A 17,241-nucleotide genomic window follows, 5' to 3' on the forward strand; every position below is an offset into this window, starting at 1 on the left:
GTTTCAGCCAGCGGTGAAGCCGCCACCCTCGCCGAAGGCGCGGGCAGCCGGCGGCCGGTCGACATGACCTGCCAGGGCATCGCGCAGGCGGCGAAAATCGGCCACATAGGTCAGAAAGCGCTCGGCGCCCTGTGACTCCCACCACCAGAGCGTGATGCCAGTCTCGCTGGACTCTACCACCAAGGCATCCTGTGGCAATCGCATCAGCAGTGCTTCCAGCGGCTCGCGCGCCCTCTCCGGGAGTGCACGCAGGGGCTCGATACGCCAGCGCCAACCGGCCACACAGGGCTTGAGCGCATCGCTGGCGACGCTGTCACGCACCAGCAAAAACCGAGGGCCTGGCGACTCGACAGGATAAGACCAGCGATAGCCTGGCATGGCCGTACCAATGCCATGCAGCGGCGGTGTCTCCAGCTTCACCTTGACCCCGGCATTCGCCGCGGCATTGCGTAACGGCGCAATGCGTCGCTGCCTCGGGCTGGGCTTCAGCCACATCACCGGCGCGACCATCAGCAGCAGCACCCCAATTATCATTGCCCAAACCATCGGCTTCTCCTGAATGAATCTTGACGCAAGTCGTTGTCTTGGCTCGGCAGTCGTCCTAGAGTGGAGGCATGCCCCTAAGAACCATGCCATTGCGCAGGAGCCTGACATGAGCAATGAATACCGCCACATCCTGGTCGCCGTCGACCTGACCAAGGATTCCCACAAGATCCTCGAGCGTGCCATGCAGATCGCCGAGCGCAACCAGGCGAAGCTTTCCATCATGCACACCCTGGAGCCACTGGGCTTCGCCTACGGTGGCGATATCCCCATGGACCTCACCAGTATTCAGGACCAGCTCGACGAGCATGCCAAACAGCGCCTGGCCGAGATCGCCGACACCCACGTCGCCAAGGAGAACCAGCACGTGGTGGTGGGCATGCCCGATACCGAGATCCACCGCTTCGCCGAGGAACACACCGTCGACCTGATCGTGGTGGGCTCCCATGGTCGCCACGGCTTCGCTTTGCTGCTCGGCTCCACCTCCACCGGCGTACTGCACGGCGCCCGATGCGATGTCCTTGCCGTCCGCGTCGGCAAGAAGGGCGAAAGCAGCGAGGAGTAAGCCTCTGTCATCCGAGGCGCCTGTTATCAGGCGCCGTGTCGTTTCATGTCACTCGAGCCCTCGGGTGGCAGCTCATCGACCTACTCCCCCGCCGCCATCGCCTCCAACTCCATCCAGCGCTCCATGACCGTATCCAGCTCGGCCTGCTTGTCGTTGAGTGCCTGCAAGGTCGCGGTGACACTGTCGGCGTCCTGTTGGTAGAAGCTAGGGTCGCCGACTCGGGCCTCGAATTCGGCCACTTCGGCCTCCAGGGTCTCGATCCGCGATGGCAGCGTATCCAGCTCACGCTGCAGCTTGTAGGAGAGCTTGGCGGTTTTCTTCGCCGCTTCGGGCAAAAGTTTCTTCTTGTCTTCTGTCGACTCCGTCGCCTGGTGCGTGGGTTCGATGCCCTGGCGGGCAGCACCTTCCCAAGGCGCCGGCGGCAGGCTACCGCCCTGACGCACCCAGTCGGTATACCCCCCCACGTATTCGCGCACCTGGCCGTCGCCTTCGAAGGCCAGCACTCCGGTTACCACGTTATCCATGAAGGCGCGATCATGGGAGACCAGCAGCAGTGTGCCCTCGAAGTTGAGCAGCAGCTCTTCGAGGAGTTCCAGCGTCTCGACATCGAGGTCGTTGGTTGGCTCGTCGAGCACCAGCACGTTGGCCGGCTGGGTGAACAGCTTGGCCAGCAACAGGCGATTGGACTCGCCGCCAGAGAGCGCCTTGACCGGCTGACGGGCGCGCTCGGGGGTAAACAGGAAGTCCTGCAGGTAGCTGATGACATGTTTGTCCTTGCCACCCACGGTGACCCGGTCGCTACCCTGCGCCACGTTATCGTAGACGGTCTTTTCCGGTTCCAGGCCGGCGCGCAGCTGGTCGAAATAGGCCACCTGCAGGTTGGTGCCAAGACGCACCTCCCCCTCGCTCGGCTCGAGTTGACCGAGCAGTATCTTGAGCAGCGTGGTCTTGCCGGCACCGTTGCGCCCGATCAGGCCGATACGGTCACCGCGCTGAATTTCCAGACTGAGATCGCGGATCACCACCTCGCTGCCAAAGCGATGGGTGACGCGCTTGAGCTCGACGACCCGCTTGCCGCTGCGCTCGCCGCTGTCAACGTTGAGGTTGGCCTTGCCCTGGCGCTCGCGGCGCTGGCTGCGGTCGCGACGCAACTGCTCGAGGGCACGCACCCGACCCTCGTTACGGGTCCTGCGGGCCTTGATGCCCTGGCGAATCCACGCCTCCTCCTGGGCGAGCTTCTTGTCGAACTCGGCGTGCTCCCGGGCCTCGACTTCCAGCTCGTGGTTTTTCTGCTCCTGGTACTTGGCGTAGTCGCCGGGGTAGCGTCCCAGGCGACCGCGGTCGAGTTCCAGGATCGCCGTAGCCAGCTTCGACAGGAAGGCCCGGTCGTGGGTGATGAACAGCACCGAGCCGGGGAAGGCGGCGAGCTGCTCCTCCAGCCAGGCGATGGTGTCCAGGTCCAGGTGGTTGGTGGGCTCGTCGAGCAGCAGCAGGTCCGGCTCGGCGACCAGGGCCCGAGCCAGGGCTACGCGCCGGCGCCAGCCACCCGAGAGCGAGGCCATGGCGTCGTCGCCGGGAAGTCCCAGGCGGGTCAGCACCACGTCGATTCGCTGGTGAAAGGACCAGCCGTCAATGGCCTCCAGCCGGGTCTGGAGCTGGGCCATACGGTTCATGTCGGGGTCAGGGTCCTGGACCAGGTGATGGTATTCGGCGAGTAACTTGCCGGCCTGGGGGAGACCCTCGGCCACCACATCGAAGATGGTCTCGCCGGACGCCGCCGGCAGGTCCTGGGCCAGTACGCCGATCTTGAGTCCCGGGGCACGCCAGATGCTGCCGCCATCGGGGAGAATCTCACCGGCAACCAGCTTGAGCAGCGTCGACTTGCCGGTGCCGTTACGGCCTACCAGCGCCAGTCGCTCGCCCCTCTCCAGCACCAGGTCGGCACCGTCGAGCAGAACATGATTGCCATAGGCCAGTTGCAGCCGTTCCAGACGTAGCAGGGTCACGCGCGCACCTCATCCAATCATCGAGGCGGCTAGTGTAACGCATGGCCGGCCCGGCGTGGTGCTGTACAATACGCTACATCCCGGTGGCAATCGCCCCGACGCCCTGATGACAGTAGGAGTTCTGCCTTGGTTGACCCGACCGAGACCTGCGATGATTTCCTGCCCGAGGCCCTGCGGTTTCGCGCCCCAGCACCGCTGGTGGATATCGGCGCCAACCTGACCCACGAGAGCTTCGCCCGCGATCTCGACGCGGTGATCGCTCGCGCCCGGGCGGCCAACGTCACCGGCCTGATCCTGACCGGCACCGACCGCGAGCACGCCGAGCAGGCCGTGGCGCTGGCACGACGCCATGCGGGGCTGCATGCCACCGCCGGTGTCCATCCCCACGATGCCAGCCGCTGGGACGCCTCACTGCAGCAGGCGATGCGCGAGCTGCATCGGCAGCCCGAGGTGGTGGCGGTGGGGGAATGCGGGCTGGACTTCAATCGCAACTTCTCGACGCCCGCAGAGCAGGAGCGCGCCTTCGAGGCGCAGCTGGGCCTGGCGGTGGAGTGCGGCAAGCCGCTGTTCATCCATGAACGCGACGCCGGCAAGCGCATGCGTGACATCCTCCATGCCTGGCGCGACGATCTCCCGGATGCCGTGATCCACTGCTTCACCGCCGATCGTGAGACACTCTACGGCTACCGGGATCTCGACCTGCATATCGGCCTGACCGGCTGGATCTGCGATGAACGGCGCGGCCACCACCTGCGCGAACTGGTCGGCGAGATCCCCCGCAATCGCCTGATGGTGGAAACCGACTGCCCCTACCTGCTACCGCGCAATTTACCTGCCAAACTCAAGGGCAGGCGGCACGAGCCCTCGTTGCTGCCCTGGATCGTGAAAGAGATCGCCCATTGGCAGGGAATCAGCGAAGGCGAGCTGGCCCAGGCCACTACCCAAACCGCTCGGGCCTTCTTCCGGCTGGCAGAGACCGAGGACCGTAACGTTGCTGGCAATTTCCAGCAGGAGGAGCACTGAGATGGCCGACATTCCCGGATTCATTGCCGTGGAGACCGGCGACGACAGCGACCTGCCCTTGGCCATCGCCTGGGTGCTGCCTGACGGACGCATCAAGCACACCCTGATCCAGCCGGATGATGACTGGCTCGACGACGAGATGAATGCCCTGAACGGCTACAGCATGGAAGAGCTGACCAGCTTCGGCGCAAGCCCCCTGGACGTGATACGGGAGTTGGAAAACGACCACTTCAACGCCACGCTGTTCACCGCCGGCATCAGCGACGACGAAGCCGCCCTGGCGCGTCTCTTTGACACCTACGGCATCGACCCCTTCGTCGAACTGGCGCCGGCCGACAGCCTTTATCCCACCCTGGCCGGCGGAGAGTGGAGCCGTGCCCGCAATCAACTGTTCGGCGAGATGGGGCTCGAGCCGATGCGGCCCGAGCACGAGGTCGAGGTCATGCTGCGACTGCATGAGCGCCTGAGCCTGGCGGAATAGCAAGCCTCAGCCCAGCAGCCAGTCACGCTGCTCAGGCATGCCCATGCAGATCAGCAGGGGATCGTCGGCCTGGCGGGCCTGGAAGGCTTCCTTGCTGTCGAGCCCTTTCCAGCCCAGTTGAATCAGCGCCTGGGCAGTGGCACCACCTAGCGTCGCGCCCGGCCCCGGAATGACGATACGGTCCGGCGCGAACTCCCTGACACCGACCCGCAGTGCCGCCGTATAGTCATAGGGCGCCACCAACTGCTCACCGAGGGTGTAGTCCCACAACGCCTGGGGAGCGCTGCTCCAGGGCGTCCAGAGATGGCCACGCCCGTCGATCATCGGCACCCTGGGCACCCGGAACGGGGCGTCCGTCAGGCGCTGGCGGGCAGTCTCCCGCACCTCCTGCTGCAGCGGCGTGTGAAAGGCCGAGTGTTGATGCAGCCGCATCGGGAAACGCTCCCGGGGCGGCAGCGCCTCGGTCAGCCTGGCCAACCCGGCCTCATTGCCGCCGAAGACCAGCATGCCGCCCAGGTCGATGGAAAGGTAGAGCGCCGCGCCCTGCTCACCATGCAGCCGCTCCACCAGCCCCAGCAGGTCACGGCGTAGCGACCACTGCGGCCGCCACTGCTCGTCCACCCATGGGTAGAGTACCTGCCCGCCGATCAGGGTCTCCTGCATCATCTGGCCCATGGCACCGATCAAGTGGTGGGCATCCTCGGGCGCCAGGGCACCGCTGCCCGCCAGGGCGATATACCAGCCCATGGAGTTGCCGGTGACGGCGACGACTTCATAGCGCTCGGGATCGATGGCCTGCATATCGGCCAGGGCACAGGCATAGATCAGCGGCGAGGCGTGTTCCCCTCTCCCATGCAGGCTCTGGCGAAAGGGAATCTCGCCGTCCAGCTCGCTGAGAGTCGGCAGGCCCGCGGCCCGACGCTGCGCATCGAAACCCGCCAGCCACTCGCTGCCTGACGCATGGCGCTTGAGGCTGCCCCACTCCGGGGCATTATAGGTACCGCGGCCGGGACAGACGAGCAATACCCGCTCACGCGTTGCTGTCGTATTTGAGGCTGTCATTGGCTGTCGCTCCCTGTCGATACCTTGCCGTCGGGCGCTGCCGCCGACACTCCGGAGACCGCCGAAACCGGCCTGGCAACGGCTTGCCGCGCCCGCTCGACGATGGTATCCACCGAGGGCAGCGTCACCGTGGCCGCCCGGCCCAACGGAATGAAGCTGTCTTCGGCCGTCAGCCGATGCAGGCGGTGGCTTTCCATGCCTCGTTCCACCAGGCCGGTGATCAGCTCTTCGCTGACCGAGCCGCTGCGGCGACACTCATCCACCACCAGCACCTGTTCGCACTCGGCAAGGTGGCGATGCACGGCGTCATGGTCGATGGCGGTCAGCCAGCGCAGGTCGATAATGCGCAGGGCAATGCCTTCGGCTTCGAGACGTACGGCGGCCTGCCGGGAGAGGTAGACCCCGTTGCCGTAGGTCAGGATGGCCAGATCGCGCCCTTCGCCCCATAGACCGAGTTCACCCACGCCGAGGCGGTGCTCCGGCCCCGGATCGGCGAAGCACCACTTCTGGTCCCCCTCTTCATGCAGGTCGCGGTTGTGATAGAGGGCAATGGGCTCGAGCATGACCACGACGCGCTGCTCCTCGTCGGCCAGGCGCACCGCCTCCTGCATCAGCCCGACGGCATCGGCGGCGTTGGAGGGGCACGCCACCAGCAGGCCGGGGATGTCGCGCAACACGGCGATGGCGTTGTCGTTGTGGAAATGGCCGCCGAAACCCTTCTGGTAGCCGAGCCCGGCAATGCGCACCACCATGGGGTTGGTGTACTGGCCATTGGAGAAGAAGCTGAGCGTCGCCGCCTCGCCACGTAGTTGGTCCTCTGCGTTGTGCAGGTAAGCGAGAAACTGGATCTCCAGAATCGGTACCAGGCCGTTGTGACCCAGGCCAATGCCGAGTCCGAGGATGCTCTGCTCGTCGAGCAGGGTATCGATCACCCGATGCGGGCCGAACTGGGTCTGCAGCTTCTGGGTGACGCCGTAGACGCCCCCCTTGCGACCGATATCCTCGCCGGCCATCACCAGGTGGGGATGGCGGCTCATCAAACGCTGCAGCGACTGGTTCAGCAGTTTGGCCATGGTCGCGGGTGTGGCATCGACCTCCCCCTCCCACGCCCGCTGACGCCCTGACCGCAATGGTGGCACGATGCTGGCCATGACCTGTGCGGCGGTTTCGAGCCGGGGACGGCAAATCGCCTCTTCGGCGACCCGGGCCACGCGCTCCCCCACGGCCCGGTAGAGCTCGCCGATCTGCGCCTTGTCGAGCACCCCATGGCGCTGGAGCAGCCCGGCGCTGACCAGCAAGGGGTCACGCGCCTCGTCGGCCTTGATGCGCTGGGGCGTCATGTAGGCCTGCTGGGCATCCGAGCCGGCATGGCCAAACAGCCGCACGCAGCGCATGTGCAGGAACACCGGCTGCTTGCGACTGCGAGCGATACGCTGCGCCTCTCGGGCCGCACGCCAGGTATCGAGCAGGTCGAGCCCGTCACAGCTCAAATAGTGAAAGCCGGGGCGCATGCGCATGCTCGCCTCGATCCAGCCGTCGGGCGTGGGGGTGGAGATGCCGATGCCATTGTCCTCGCAGACCATTACCAGGGGCATGGGCGAGCCCTGGTAGGCGGCCCAGCCGGCAGCGTTGAGCGCCCCCTGGGCGGTGGAGTGGTTGAACGAGGCGTCGCCGAAACTGCAGATCGCCACGCTATCGGCCGGCCATTCGCCACCGCCGCCCAGGCGTCGCCACAGGCCTAGGCCGTAGGCGGCCCCCATCGCCTTGGGCAGATGCGAGGCGATGGTGCTGGTCTGGGGCGGAATATGCAGCGCCTTGGAGCCCAGCACCTTGTGGCGGCCACCGGAGATCGGATCGTCCGCCGAGGCGGCGAAGCTCAACAGCAGGTCCCAGAGCGGCGTCTGTCCCGGCACGCTGCGGCTGCGCTGGATCAGGAAGGCGGCGTCGCGATAGTGCAGGAAGGCGGGATCGGTGTGGCGAAAGGCCCGGGCAATGGCGGCATTGCCTTCGTGACCGGCGCTGCCGATGGTATAGAAGGCCTCGCCCCGGGCCTGCAGGCGCCGGGCATGCAGGTCCAGATGGCGGCTCATCAGCTGAGTCTCGAACAGCTCGGCCAGGCCGGCGGAGCTGAGCCCGACCTCGTCGAGCGTCCACGCCTGCTCGGGTTCGGGCCAGTCGCCGGAACGCAGGGCATTGAAGAACAGTCTCTCCTGGGGCAGAGAATCGGCCACGGCAGCGGGCTCCTGTCGGCATTCACAAGGGTGAGTGACTACAGCCTAGCGTGCCTGCTAGATAAAGGGATAATATCGATATCCTTGATCAGGCATAGGTACTCTTTATGGATGTGCGCAGCCTGCGCTACTTCATCGCGACCTACGAGAGCGGCTCGATCAGTGCTGCCGCCCGACGCTGTCATGTGGCCCAACCCTCCATCTCTACGGCGCTGGCCCAGTTGGAAGAGCGGCTCGGCACGCCGCTGTTCGAGCGCCACCGGCGCGGCATCACCGCCACCGAGGAGGGACACCGGCTCTATCCCCTGGCACGCCAGGTCAGCGAGAACGTGGACGCCATCAGCCGCCTGTTTCGCACCGACTCGCCGCCCACGCCGGTTCGCCTGGGCCTGATGCGCTCGCTGGGCGCCAGCCGCATGACAACGCTGCTCAAGGAGTACATTGGCCGTGGCGACAATCTGGCCCTGACGCTGGTCAACCCGGAAGAGCGCTGCGATGCCCGCATCATCGGCGAGCAGGATCTGGCCCATGGCGAGTGCTTTCAGCCGATCTGGCACGATAGCTATCGTCTGGCGCTGCCGTGCGGACACCCACTGGCCCTGCAGGCGTTGATCACGCTGGGCGACCTGGATGGACTGCCCTTCATCTGGCGCCACCCCTGCGCCGCCATGGAGCAGCTCGCCGCTGCGTTGAACGCTGCGGAATTGCGCTGTCAGATTCGAGCGCGGCTACGCACCATCGAGTACACCCTGGGACTGGTCGCCGCCGGGGTCGGCGCTTCACTGGTACCGGCCTGGCCCGAGATCCTCGCTCGTCATGATGTGCAATGCCGGCCCATCGTGGGTCTGGCCATCCATCAGACCATTGGTGTCGCCTACCCCGCCCGTCATGCCCCACCCGCGCTGGCACCGCTGCTGGACTTGGGCAAGGAGGCGTGGCGTCAGGCCGGGTCCGAATCCGATAGCGAGCGACGTCCTGACGCGACGGCCTCGTCCAGGCTTTGATGCTCACGGTAGAACGCCGTCAGCGCGGCATGAAATGCCGCCGCCCGAGCCGGTAGCCCCGCTCGCTCGAAAAGCGAGGCCCTCGCCTCGACCCGGACCAGGAAGGCGTAACGATCCACCTCCGTCTCGCCGCCCAGGTTGTCGACGCTGACGTTGAATTGCCGACCGCAGGCACGCGTGAAGAGTAGCTCCAATGCCTGGGGCGTCACCTCCGCGGCCTCGAAGGCGCGCTGCTGTTCGGCATCGCGGCCATCGGGGAGGTACCAGTAGCCGTAGTCCTCGAAGCAACGACGCCGCTCACCGGCGATGCACCAGTGGCTGATTTCGTGCAGGGCGCTGGCATGGAAGCCGTAAGTGAAGATCACCCGGTGAAAGGCGCAGTCGGCATCGGCCGGCCGATAGAGAGGCTCATCGTCACCGCGCACCAGCCGTGTGTTGAAGGTGTCATGAAAGAGTCCGTCAAACAGCGCGATCACGTCCTCGAGTCGGTGGGTCAAGGGGGGCTCCGGGTCATTGAGAAGGACTCATTGTAAGCCAGGAGCCTGTCGGATTTGACCGATCAAGATCAACGTCAAGCCTGACAGGCTTCTAGTAACACAGCGGGCGAAAACCACCGCCAATTGCTAACATAATCGGTTCCCCTCGCTCGTTGAACGAGGCTGTACGCTGTTATGGCGGTCCATATCGCCTGCATGGAGCATGATTCTTGGCCACCTTCCTGTCTCAACTCGCCAGCGTCAGCCGCAAGGAAACGCAGCCACTGATCAAGCTGGCGCTGCCGATCTGCGGTGCCCAACTGGCCCAGGCCGGCATGAGCGTCGTCGATGTGATAATGACCGGACGCCTGAGCGCCACCGACCTGGCGGCGGTTTCCGTGGGTTCCAGCATCTGGCTGCCGTTGATGCTGTTCATGACCGGCACCCTGATGGGGCTTACCCCCATCGTTGCCCAGCTACTGGGCGGCGGCACTACTGCCCGTATTCGCCCCAACGTGCACCAGGCGTTGTGGGTGGCCCTGGCGCTCGGTCTGGGCGCTGCCCTGCTGCTGTGGTTCACGGTGATGCCGATCTTCCGCCTGATGGAGGTGCCCGATGAAGTGGCACGGCGTTCGGCGGCCTATCTCTCCGCCGTCGCCTTCGGTATGCCCGGGGTGGCCCTGTTCCAGGCCCTGCGGGCTTTCTCTGACGGCATGAACCATACCCGCCCTGCACTGTGGATCAGCCTGGTGGGTCTGGCCGTGAACATACCCAGCAACTATGTGCTGATCTATGGCGGCGACGGGCTCACCGTGCTGTTCGGCGAGTGGCTGCCCGCATGGTTACAGGCAATTCCCGCCCTGGGGGCCTTCGGCTGCGGCATCGCCACCGCACTCTCCATGTGGGTGATGAGCCTGGCGATGATCGCCTATACCCGGCGCTCCCGCGCCTATGGCGAGGTCGAACTTTGGCGCGAGCCCGCCCCACCCCGCTGGAAGCTGATCGGCGAACTACTGTATATCGGCCTACCGATTGGCGTGGCGATCTTCGTCGAGGTCACGCTATTCACATTGATTGCGCTGTTTGTCGCCAGCCTCGGCGAGGTGACGGTCGCAGCACACCAGGTCGCGCTCAACTACACCTCGATCCTGTTCATGCTGCCGCTGTCGCTGAGCATGGCGCTGACGGTTCGGGTCGGCAACACTCTAGGGCAGGGCCGCCCTGGCCATGCTCGTCTGGTGGCCTGGAATGGTATCGCCATCTGCCTGCTGGTGGCGGGCTTCAACAGCCTGCTGCTGTGGTTCACCGCCGAACCGATCATCGCCCTCTATACCCACGATGTGGCCGTGCAACGCCTGGCGGTTTCACTGGTCATACTGGCCATGATCTATCAGGTTTCCGACTCGCTACAGGTCAACCTGGCCGGCGCACTGCGGGGCTACAAGGATACGCGCATCGTCATGGTGATCACGCTGGTCGCCTACTGGCTGGTTGGCCTTGGCGGCGGTCACTGGCTGGGCATGCATGGCTTGGCCGGGTGGAGCGGCCCCCTTGGGGTGCACGGCTACTGGGTCGGCCTTATCGCAGGCCTTACCGTGGCGGCCTTGCTGCTCGGCGAGCGGCTGCGGCGACTGTCCAAGGGGATGGCGGATGGCGGAATCGAGATCCCGCACAGCTGAGCGCAGCCAGCTGGGATACCTGGCCGGGGGGCTGCTGACCGCAGCCTTGCTGATCGGCTGCAGTGGCAGTGGTGAAGGCGACGCGCTGCTGACGAGCTATCAGCGCGACCTTGCCCATGCGCTGGGTCAGCCGGCGCCAGAGCCCGGCGATCCCGTCAATATCGGCGCCCTTCCAGATCGCCGCGAGCGCCTGTTCGTGATACCGGATACCCGCGCGGCCCTGCTCGATGTCTATGCGCTGCGTGAATGCCATATCACCTCTCTGGTGGCTGCACGCAACAATCAGCTCGGCCGGGTGGCACCCCCCAGTCAGCGCTGGATCTACGAGCTGGAGCTCTGGCGGCGTCTGCATGCCTGCTGGCACAGCGAGGTACCGGAGGCACTCTCCGATAGCAACCGCGAACGCCTGGCAAGACTCACCATGACTAAGACCAAGCAGCTGCCAATGGTCAGCTGGAATACGCTGTTCGACTCCGATGAGTGGACCGGCAGCTTCTCCCGGGCCAGCTCTCCTCTGGAACCCGATTCACGTGACGCCATCGATGAGCAATTGGCAGCCATCGAGTGGCTGCACGCCGCCACGCTGAACCAGTTCAGCCTGGAGTGGCAGCATGCGTCGTCAACCCTCGAGGGACACCTCGACACCCTTCGCCGCCGACCACTGACAGCAGAAGTGCTGCGGGCCCTGCTGCTGGCAGAACAGCGTCTCGGTGAAGCCAATGCGCTACTGGAAGCCAGTCTAGCCGATACAGCAAGCTGTCGGCCGCTGGCTGAGGCCGCTGATGAATTGAAAACGTTATTCCGGCAGGTTCCGGCAATCGAGTGGCTGGACGAGCTCGAAGCCCAAGCCAGCCGTTGGCTGGGCGCTGTAGATACGCTGCTGGAGAGTCATGCCTCCCCTCCGGAGGCCGTCGCCCGCTATCGACACCGCTGGCTTTCGCTGGACAATCCCGAAGCGCCGCTCCCCGCTTTTCTCGCGACACGCGATGCACATCAGCGTCACTGGCAGGCACTCGCCGAACGCTGTGAATGAAAAACCTTTCGTCAGGCTTAACTTACCAGGTGAGTCTGTGATATTGGTGGAAGGAGTAGGTAGGTGTGGATCCCGTCAGCCTTGCCGCAGCCGTGACCCTTAACAGCTCGGCCCATGCAGAAACTGGAGGGAGATCATGGGTATGACAATGTCACCCCGCCCTGCCCGGGTCATCGACCTGGAAACGATGCGCCAGAAACAGCTGGCAAAGCGCCGCTTGATACGTCTTTCTCCAGAGCTTGACGGCCTGGAGATGGTCTATCGCCTCGCCTCTGATCCCGACTCCTTCTATGGAATGCCGATTCTCGCCTGGGGCTTGCGCGAGGATGGGGACGTCGTGGGTCTCGTCCCTTGGATGGAGGCGCTCACCCCCTGCCATCACATCGACGACTCCGAGCATGGCAGCTTCGTTGGTTATCGTGACCCGGAAACAGAAGAGCTGATGGACACGGCTCCGACTCACAAGGCCTATGAATTGGAGCATGCCGCCGCCTACTTCGATTACGAAGAGACACGTGACATCACGCTGATCCAGCAACTGCCCGACACTCTGGGAACCCATGCCCTATGCATCGATGACGACCACCGCCCCTGGCAGCTGAAGCAGGTGTTCGGCTGGCGCCTCTACAGCGATGGCAACGTTGAAGCGTTGCTGGCCGACGAGAAACTCATCGAATCCACCCCAGTGCTCCCGGGTGATTCCTGCCTCTACCCCGGCCACAGCCGACACCGCATGGTCTACTTCTTCCAACGCAGCATCGCCAGCCGCATCCGCGAACAGGATCCCGGCACGCTTGAAGCCCTGGCCTTGATGGTTACCCCCGAGGAGTCGGCGACATCCGGCTGAGATCCAGCGGGGGCGAACCATCAGCGGGGCAAACCATGGACGGGAAGCCAGCAAGCACCGGCGCTTTTCGTACAAGGCCTAGGCTTCGTCTGAAAAGTCGGCGAGCGAAGGCCAGACAAGGCAAAAAGCAGCGAGAAGACGGAGTTTACGTAGTGTAAATGAGTACTTTGAGCTGGTTTTTAACGCAGTATGGCCAAGCGCAGACAGTTTTCAGACAAAGCCTAGCGATACATCAGCCTAAACGGATAAAGTATAGATACTGTTCGTCCGACTCCTGCTTAGCCAGCAGCTCATGGCCAAGAAAGCTGCAGAACTTCGGCACGTCCCGAGCGGTGGCCGGGTCGGTGGCCACCACCTTGAGTATCTCGCCGCGCTGCATGTCTCGGACCTTGTTGTGCATCAGCATGATGGGTTCCGGACAGTAGAGACCGCTAGTGTCCAGTTCAGTCTGAAAATCCGGCAAGGAGTCGGCAGTATCAACCATCGATCGACCTCGGTGTAGGGAGCCAGCTTAGATGATCAAGATCATTATCGAACGTCGCATAATGCCCGGCCTGGAAGAAGAATACGAGGAGGCCGCCCGTGAAGCCATCCGCTGGTCCCTAGGAGCCAGGGGCTTCGTGGGTGGCGAGACGCTCATGGAACTCGGGCACAGCGACAGACGCCTGATGATCACCAAATGGCGCGACCTTCGCGCCTGGAAAGAGTGGTACAACAGCGAGGAGCGCTCGCGGGTCATGCAGCGCATCTGGCCGCTGTTGACCGAGGACGAGTCCATCCGCATCTATGAGCCTTCCTACTAGCGTTCCACATCGGACAGCTCACAGCTATTAGGACCGATTCTACCATCAACGATCGTTGCCGATGGAGTCAGTCCAATAGCCTGACATGCACCGTGACCTCTTCCCGATCATGGTAAAGATGCCGGCAACGGATTTCCGCTCGCACACCGGCATCGTGCAGCGCAGCCTCCAGGCCAGACAGGCAACGCGTCACCTCCTCCCAGCGGCGCTTCATCGGCAGTTTCAGGTTGAATACCGCCTCCCGACACCAGCGTCGCTCCAGCCACCGCTGCACCATGGCCGTGACCCGGGAAGGCTTGTCGACGATATCGCAAACCAGCCAGTCGAGCCGACCGGGCGGCTCCCATACGAAGCCATCTTCGCGCAGGTGCTCCACCAGGCCCGTTGCCATCAAACTCTTGTCCATCGATCCGTTATCGATGGCAAAGACGTTCATGCCTCGTGCCACCAGTTGCCAGGTCCAGCCGCCTGGCGCCGCGCCGAGATCGGCCGCCTGCATGCCCTCCGCCAAGCGCTCATCCCACTGATCGCGCGGGACGAATTCGTGCCAGGCCTCCTCCAGCTTGAGGGTCGAGCGGCTAGGAGCGGCATGAGGAAAACGAAGGCGCCGGATGCCACCCGGCAGCTCGCTGCGATTTCCGGGAAAGCTCATCCCAAGCTGTACCAGGTCGCCATCGCTCCAGAACAGGTGAAGCCGACGTCCTGCCGCCTTGCGGCGTAGTGCATTTCGCTTCTTCAGCTTCGACTCGAGGGGCCGCGTCAACGCCTTAATCAGCCCCGAGAGCGCCTTGCCGTCGTTGGTATCAGGTGTTTCATGCCAGATGGAGTCAAAGCTCCAGCCGCTCGCCACCACCTGCTCGATGATCGGCGACAGACGGTTGTCCCGTGACAAGGTCAGTGCTGGAAGTGCAACGAGGCTCTGCCGCGCAAATATCAATCCCTCCAGCGGCAGCTCACGCTGAAGCAGGTTGACGGGGCGTTCATCCGACACATGAAAGCAGACGTACCCGGCCTGAATAACGTATTCCGCCTGACCAGACCACCCGAGCCCCCTGGCACGGGAATCGATTTCTGCCGCCAAGTCAGCCTCGAAACCGGGCCGGCAATAGAACAGCACCTGATCGGGTAACCGGTCTATTTCCTGCGCTTGGCCTTGGCGTATCAAGAGGCCTCCCTCGGCTCGTCTGGCGAGATGCGCTCACTGCACTTGCGTTCCCCGCCCAGCGCCTCGATATCCTGCAACTGCACGTTGAGCGCATTCGTTGAAATCGTCACTTCCCACAGCGAATAGACCAGGGACACGGACAGCGTGACCAGACTCACCCCGAACAGGATCATGCCCAGCAACTCGAGCGACAGGAAAAGAGCAAACATCGACAGGGTACAAAGCAGGAAACTCAGCACGCCAGCGACCTGCATGCGCTTGGTCAATGAGATCCGTTTGCGCAGCAGCGGGATCTGGCGTGCCGTAACGTCTTGATGAAGGTTGCGCTCTTTCTCTGCCAGCTTGCGGATCAACTGTGCCAACACCAGAAAGCGGTTGGTATAGGCCAGCAGCAGCAGCGAAATGGCAGGAAACAGCAAGGCCGGTGTCGTCAGGGTCAAGGTTCCGGAACTCCCGGTGTATTCAAAGGAAGGCATGATAACAGCCATCCGCAAGGGATGGGCACAGGCAACAGCTGCGTTTGCTCACCGTTTATGGATAATAACAAGTGAGCGATGTTGGTGCATAGGTTGTCGTCTTTTAAAAGACTTTTCGCCTCATATCTATGTCTAATCCCAGCATGACCCATACGGTTGCTGCATAATGGTGCATTGGATTATAGTGGCCTCAACCACTTTCTTTCAGGAATCCACATGACCTACGTGCACGATACCCTTGAAGGGCTCAGGAAAAGTAGCCCGGCCCAAGGCGAGTTTTATCAAGCTGCCGAGGAGGTGCTCGAGTGCCTTCGGCCACTGCTGGATACGGTGCCTCGCTACCATCAGCACAGCATCATCGAGCGGATCGTCGAACCCGAACGCCAGATCATGTTTCGAGTCTGCTGGACCGATGATGCCGGTCAGGTACAGGTCAACAAGGGCTATCGCGTCCAATTCAATTCCGCATTGGGCCCCTACAAGGGTGGCCTGCGTTTCCACCCCAGTGTCAATGCCAGCATCATCAAGTTCCTGGGCTTTGAACAGATCTTCAAGAACGCGCTCACCGGCCTCCCGATCGGCGGCGGCAAGGGTGGTTCCAACTTCGATCCGAAGGGCAAGTCCGATGGCGAAATCATGCGTTTCTGCCAGTCCTTCATGACCGAGCTGTATCGGCACATTGGCCCCACCATCGACGTGCCAGCCGGTGATATCGGGGTTGGCGCCAGAGAGATCGGCTATATGTACGGTCAGTACAAGCGACTCACTGGCCGCTATGAAGGCATCCTCACCGGCAAGGGGCTCAACTGGGGCGGCTCTCTCGGGCGCAAGGAAGCCACTGGCTATGGTGCGGTCTATTTCGCCCAGAACATGCTCGAGACGCGCGGTGACAGCATCGAGGGCAAGACCTGCCTGGTGTCGGGTGCCGGCAACGTGGCCACTTATACCATCGAGAAACTCTACCAGCTTGGTGCCCGGCCCATCACCTGCTCCGACTCTCGCGGTACCGTTCATCATCCGCAAGGCATCAACCTGGATACCCTCAAGCTGCTCAAGGAGGTCAAGCGCGCCTCTCTGCGTGAATACGTCGAGCACCACCCCGAAGCTCACTACATCGACGCCCAGGACTACCCTGCCGATGGCCATGCGGTGTGGCGCATCAAGGGCGATGTCGCCTTCCCCAGCGCCACCCAGAACGAAGTAACGGAGGCCGACGCCCGGGCACTGCTCGAGAACGGTACGCACTGTATCAGCGAAGGCTCCAACATGGCCTCTACTGCCGATGCCGTCGATCGCTTTCTCGAAGCAAGAATCGCATACGGCCCCGGCAAGGCCGCCAACGCCGGTGGCGTAGCCACCAGTCAGTTGGAGATGGCCCAGAACAGCAGCATGCAGCAGTGGACACTAGAGAAGGTCGACACCAAGTTGCAGGCCATCATGGCCGATATCCACAGCCAGTGTGCCACTACCGCCAAAGAGTTTGACGATCCGACGAACCTGGTACTCGGCGCCAACATTGCCGGCTTCCGCAAGGTGGCCGATGCCATGATCGAGCAGGGTGTCGTCTAGACCGTTTCCCCACGCGCTCTCAGCAACGCTTTAAAGCTGGCGCAACGCTACAATCACCTCGGGCAGTGCCTGGGGTGATTGTATTTGGTTCACACCAGTGGTTCCGCATGGGCAAGGGGGAGGCACTCGTACTGACCCAGCAACCTGACCCAGCGACAAAAACCCCGAGCTCTTTCGAGCTCGGGGTTTTTGGAATAAGTGCCTGACGATGACCTACTCTCGCATGGGGAAACCCCACACTACCATCGGCGCTGATCGGTTTCACTGCTGAGTTCGGC

General features: G+C 63.3%; 17 protein-coding genes. 9 read left to right on the plus strand and 8 right to left on the minus strand.

Going from position 1 to position 17,241, the window contains the following annotated elements; all coding sequences use genetic code 11:
• Positions 1 to 3 precede the first annotated feature (3 nt).
• Positions 4 to 546: a preprotein translocase subunit YajC gene (locus DU490_RS05070; protein ID WP_114573239.1), complete on the minus strand. Its 543-nt coding sequence runs from the start codon at positions 544 to 546 to the stop codon at positions 4 to 6.
• A gap of 106 nt (positions 547 to 652) precedes the next feature.
• Here DU490_RS05070 and DU490_RS05075 point away from each other — a divergent pair, with 106 nt between their 5' ends.
• Positions 653 to 1,108, plus strand: coding sequence for a universal stress protein (locus tag DU490_RS05075; RefSeq protein WP_114573240.1), 456 nt, complete (start codon positions 653 to 655; stop codon positions 1,106 to 1,108).
• An 80-nt stretch (positions 1,109 to 1,188) separates the two neighbouring features.
• Here DU490_RS05075 and DU490_RS05080 read toward each other — a convergent pair whose 3' ends face one another.
• Positions 1,189 to 3,114, minus strand: coding sequence for an ATP-binding cassette domain-containing protein (locus DU490_RS05080; RefSeq protein WP_114573241.1), 1,926 nt, complete (start codon positions 3,112 to 3,114; stop codon positions 1,189 to 1,191).
• A 126-nt stretch (positions 3,115 to 3,240) separates the two neighbouring features.
• On the opposite strand from DU490_RS05080, the gene DU490_RS05085 reads away from it, so the two are divergent.
• Together DU490_RS05085 and DU490_RS05090 are read left to right on the plus strand one after the other, a co-directional pair.
• Entirely contained in the window at positions 3,241 to 4,137 is an 897-nt protein-coding gene (locus tag DU490_RS05085) for a TatD family hydrolase (protein ID WP_114573242.1), read from the plus strand.
• Between the two features lies 1 nt (position 4,138).
• Positions 4,139 to 4,618, plus strand: a complete 480-nt coding sequence (locus DU490_RS05090; protein ID WP_114573243.1) for a hypothetical protein — start codon at positions 4,139 to 4,141, stop codon at positions 4,616 to 4,618.
• A gap of 6 nt (positions 4,619 to 4,624) precedes the next feature.
• Here DU490_RS05090 and DU490_RS05095 read toward each other — a convergent pair whose 3' ends face one another.
• Both DU490_RS05095 and DU490_RS05100 read right to left on the minus strand, forming a co-directional pair.
• Positions 4,625 to 5,680 (minus strand): ACP S-malonyltransferase, encoded by a 1,056-nt coding sequence (locus tag DU490_RS05095; RefSeq protein WP_114573244.1) that lies wholly within the window; start codon positions 5,678 to 5,680, stop codon positions 4,625 to 4,627.
• Positions 5,677 to 7,911, minus strand: coding sequence for a thiamine pyrophosphate-dependent enzyme (locus tag DU490_RS05100; protein WP_114573245.1), 2,235 nt, complete (start codon positions 7,909 to 7,911; stop codon positions 5,677 to 5,679). The genes DU490_RS05095 and DU490_RS05100 overlap by 4 nt, the downstream gene beginning before the upstream one ends.
• 107 nt (positions 7,912 to 8,018) lie before the next feature.
• Here DU490_RS05100 and DU490_RS05105 point away from each other — a divergent pair, with 107 nt between their 5' ends.
• Positions 8,019 to 8,915, plus strand: coding sequence for a LysR family transcriptional regulator (locus tag DU490_RS05105; protein ID WP_114573246.1), 897 nt, complete (start codon positions 8,019 to 8,021; stop codon positions 8,913 to 8,915).
• Here the strand turns inward: DU490_RS05105 and DU490_RS05110 are convergent.
• Positions 8,852 to 9,412: an elongation factor P hydroxylase gene (locus tag DU490_RS05110; RefSeq protein ID WP_114573247.1), complete on the minus strand. Its 561-nt coding sequence runs from the start codon at positions 9,410 to 9,412 to the stop codon at positions 8,852 to 8,854. The genes DU490_RS05105 and DU490_RS05110 overlap by 64 nt on opposite strands.
• Before the next feature lie 209 nt (positions 9,413 to 9,621).
• Here DU490_RS05110 and DU490_RS05115 point away from each other — a divergent pair, with 209 nt between their 5' ends.
• From DU490_RS05115 to DU490_RS05125, 3 genes are all read left to right on the plus strand, one after another.
• Entirely contained in the window at positions 9,622 to 11,070 is a 1,449-nt protein-coding gene (locus tag DU490_RS05115; protein WP_114573248.1) for an MATE family efflux transporter, read from the plus strand.
• Positions 11,042 to 12,103 carry a DUF3080 family protein gene (locus DU490_RS05120; RefSeq protein WP_114573249.1) on the plus strand — a complete coding sequence of 354 codons (1,062 nt, stop codon included), beginning with the start codon at positions 11,042 to 11,044 and terminating at the stop codon, positions 12,101 to 12,103. The genes DU490_RS05115 and DU490_RS05120 overlap by 29 nt, the downstream gene beginning before the upstream one ends.
• Before the next feature lie 136 nt (positions 12,104 to 12,239).
• A complete protein-coding gene (locus tag DU490_RS05125; protein WP_114573250.1) occupies positions 12,240 to 12,950 on the plus strand; it encodes a hypothetical protein in 711 nt (236 codons plus the stop codon).
• A gap of 232 nt (positions 12,951 to 13,182) precedes the next feature.
• Here DU490_RS05125 and tusA read toward each other — a convergent pair whose 3' ends face one another.
• On the minus strand, positions 13,183 to 13,434 hold the full coding sequence (gene tusA, locus DU490_RS05130; RefSeq protein WP_114573251.1) for a sulfurtransferase TusA: 252 nt from the start codon (positions 13,432 to 13,434) through the stop codon (positions 13,183 to 13,185).
• A 31-nt stretch (positions 13,435 to 13,465) separates the two neighbouring features.
• Between tusA and DU490_RS05135 the strand changes: the two genes are divergently transcribed.
• The gene (locus tag DU490_RS05135; RefSeq protein ID WP_043512077.1) at positions 13,466 to 13,753 is read left to right on the plus strand and encodes an antibiotic biosynthesis monooxygenase; all 288 of its coding nucleotides are present in this window, start codon (positions 13,466 to 13,468) and stop codon (positions 13,751 to 13,753) included.
• A gap of 67 nt (positions 13,754 to 13,820) precedes the next feature.
• On the opposite strand, the gene rlmM is transcribed toward DU490_RS05135, so the two are convergent.
• Together rlmM and DU490_RS05145 are read right to left on the minus strand one after the other, a co-directional pair.
• Positions 13,821 to 14,918 (minus strand): 23S rRNA (cytidine(2498)-2'-O)-methyltransferase RlmM, encoded by a 1,098-nt coding sequence (rlmM, locus tag DU490_RS05140; protein ID WP_114573252.1) that lies wholly within the window; start codon positions 14,916 to 14,918, stop codon positions 13,821 to 13,823.
• Positions 14,915 to 15,394, minus strand: a complete 480-nt coding sequence (locus tag DU490_RS05145; protein WP_258801310.1) for a DUF2721 domain-containing protein — start codon at positions 15,392 to 15,394, stop codon at positions 14,915 to 14,917. The genes rlmM and DU490_RS05145 overlap by 4 nt, the downstream gene beginning before the upstream one ends.
• A gap of 216 nt (positions 15,395 to 15,610) precedes the next feature.
• Between DU490_RS05145 and gdhA the strand changes: the two genes are divergently transcribed.
• On the plus strand, positions 15,611 to 16,963 hold the full coding sequence (gdhA, locus tag DU490_RS05150) for an NADP-specific glutamate dehydrogenase (RefSeq protein ID WP_114573254.1): 1,353 nt from the start codon (positions 15,611 to 15,613) through the stop codon (positions 16,961 to 16,963).
• The last annotated feature ends 278 nt before the right edge of the window (positions 16,964 to 17,241 follow it).

This window comes from Halomonas sp. DQ26W, assembly GCF_003339685.1.
In the GTDB taxonomy this organism is placed as follows: domain Bacteria; phylum Pseudomonadota; class Gammaproteobacteria; order Pseudomonadales; family Halomonadaceae; genus Halomonas.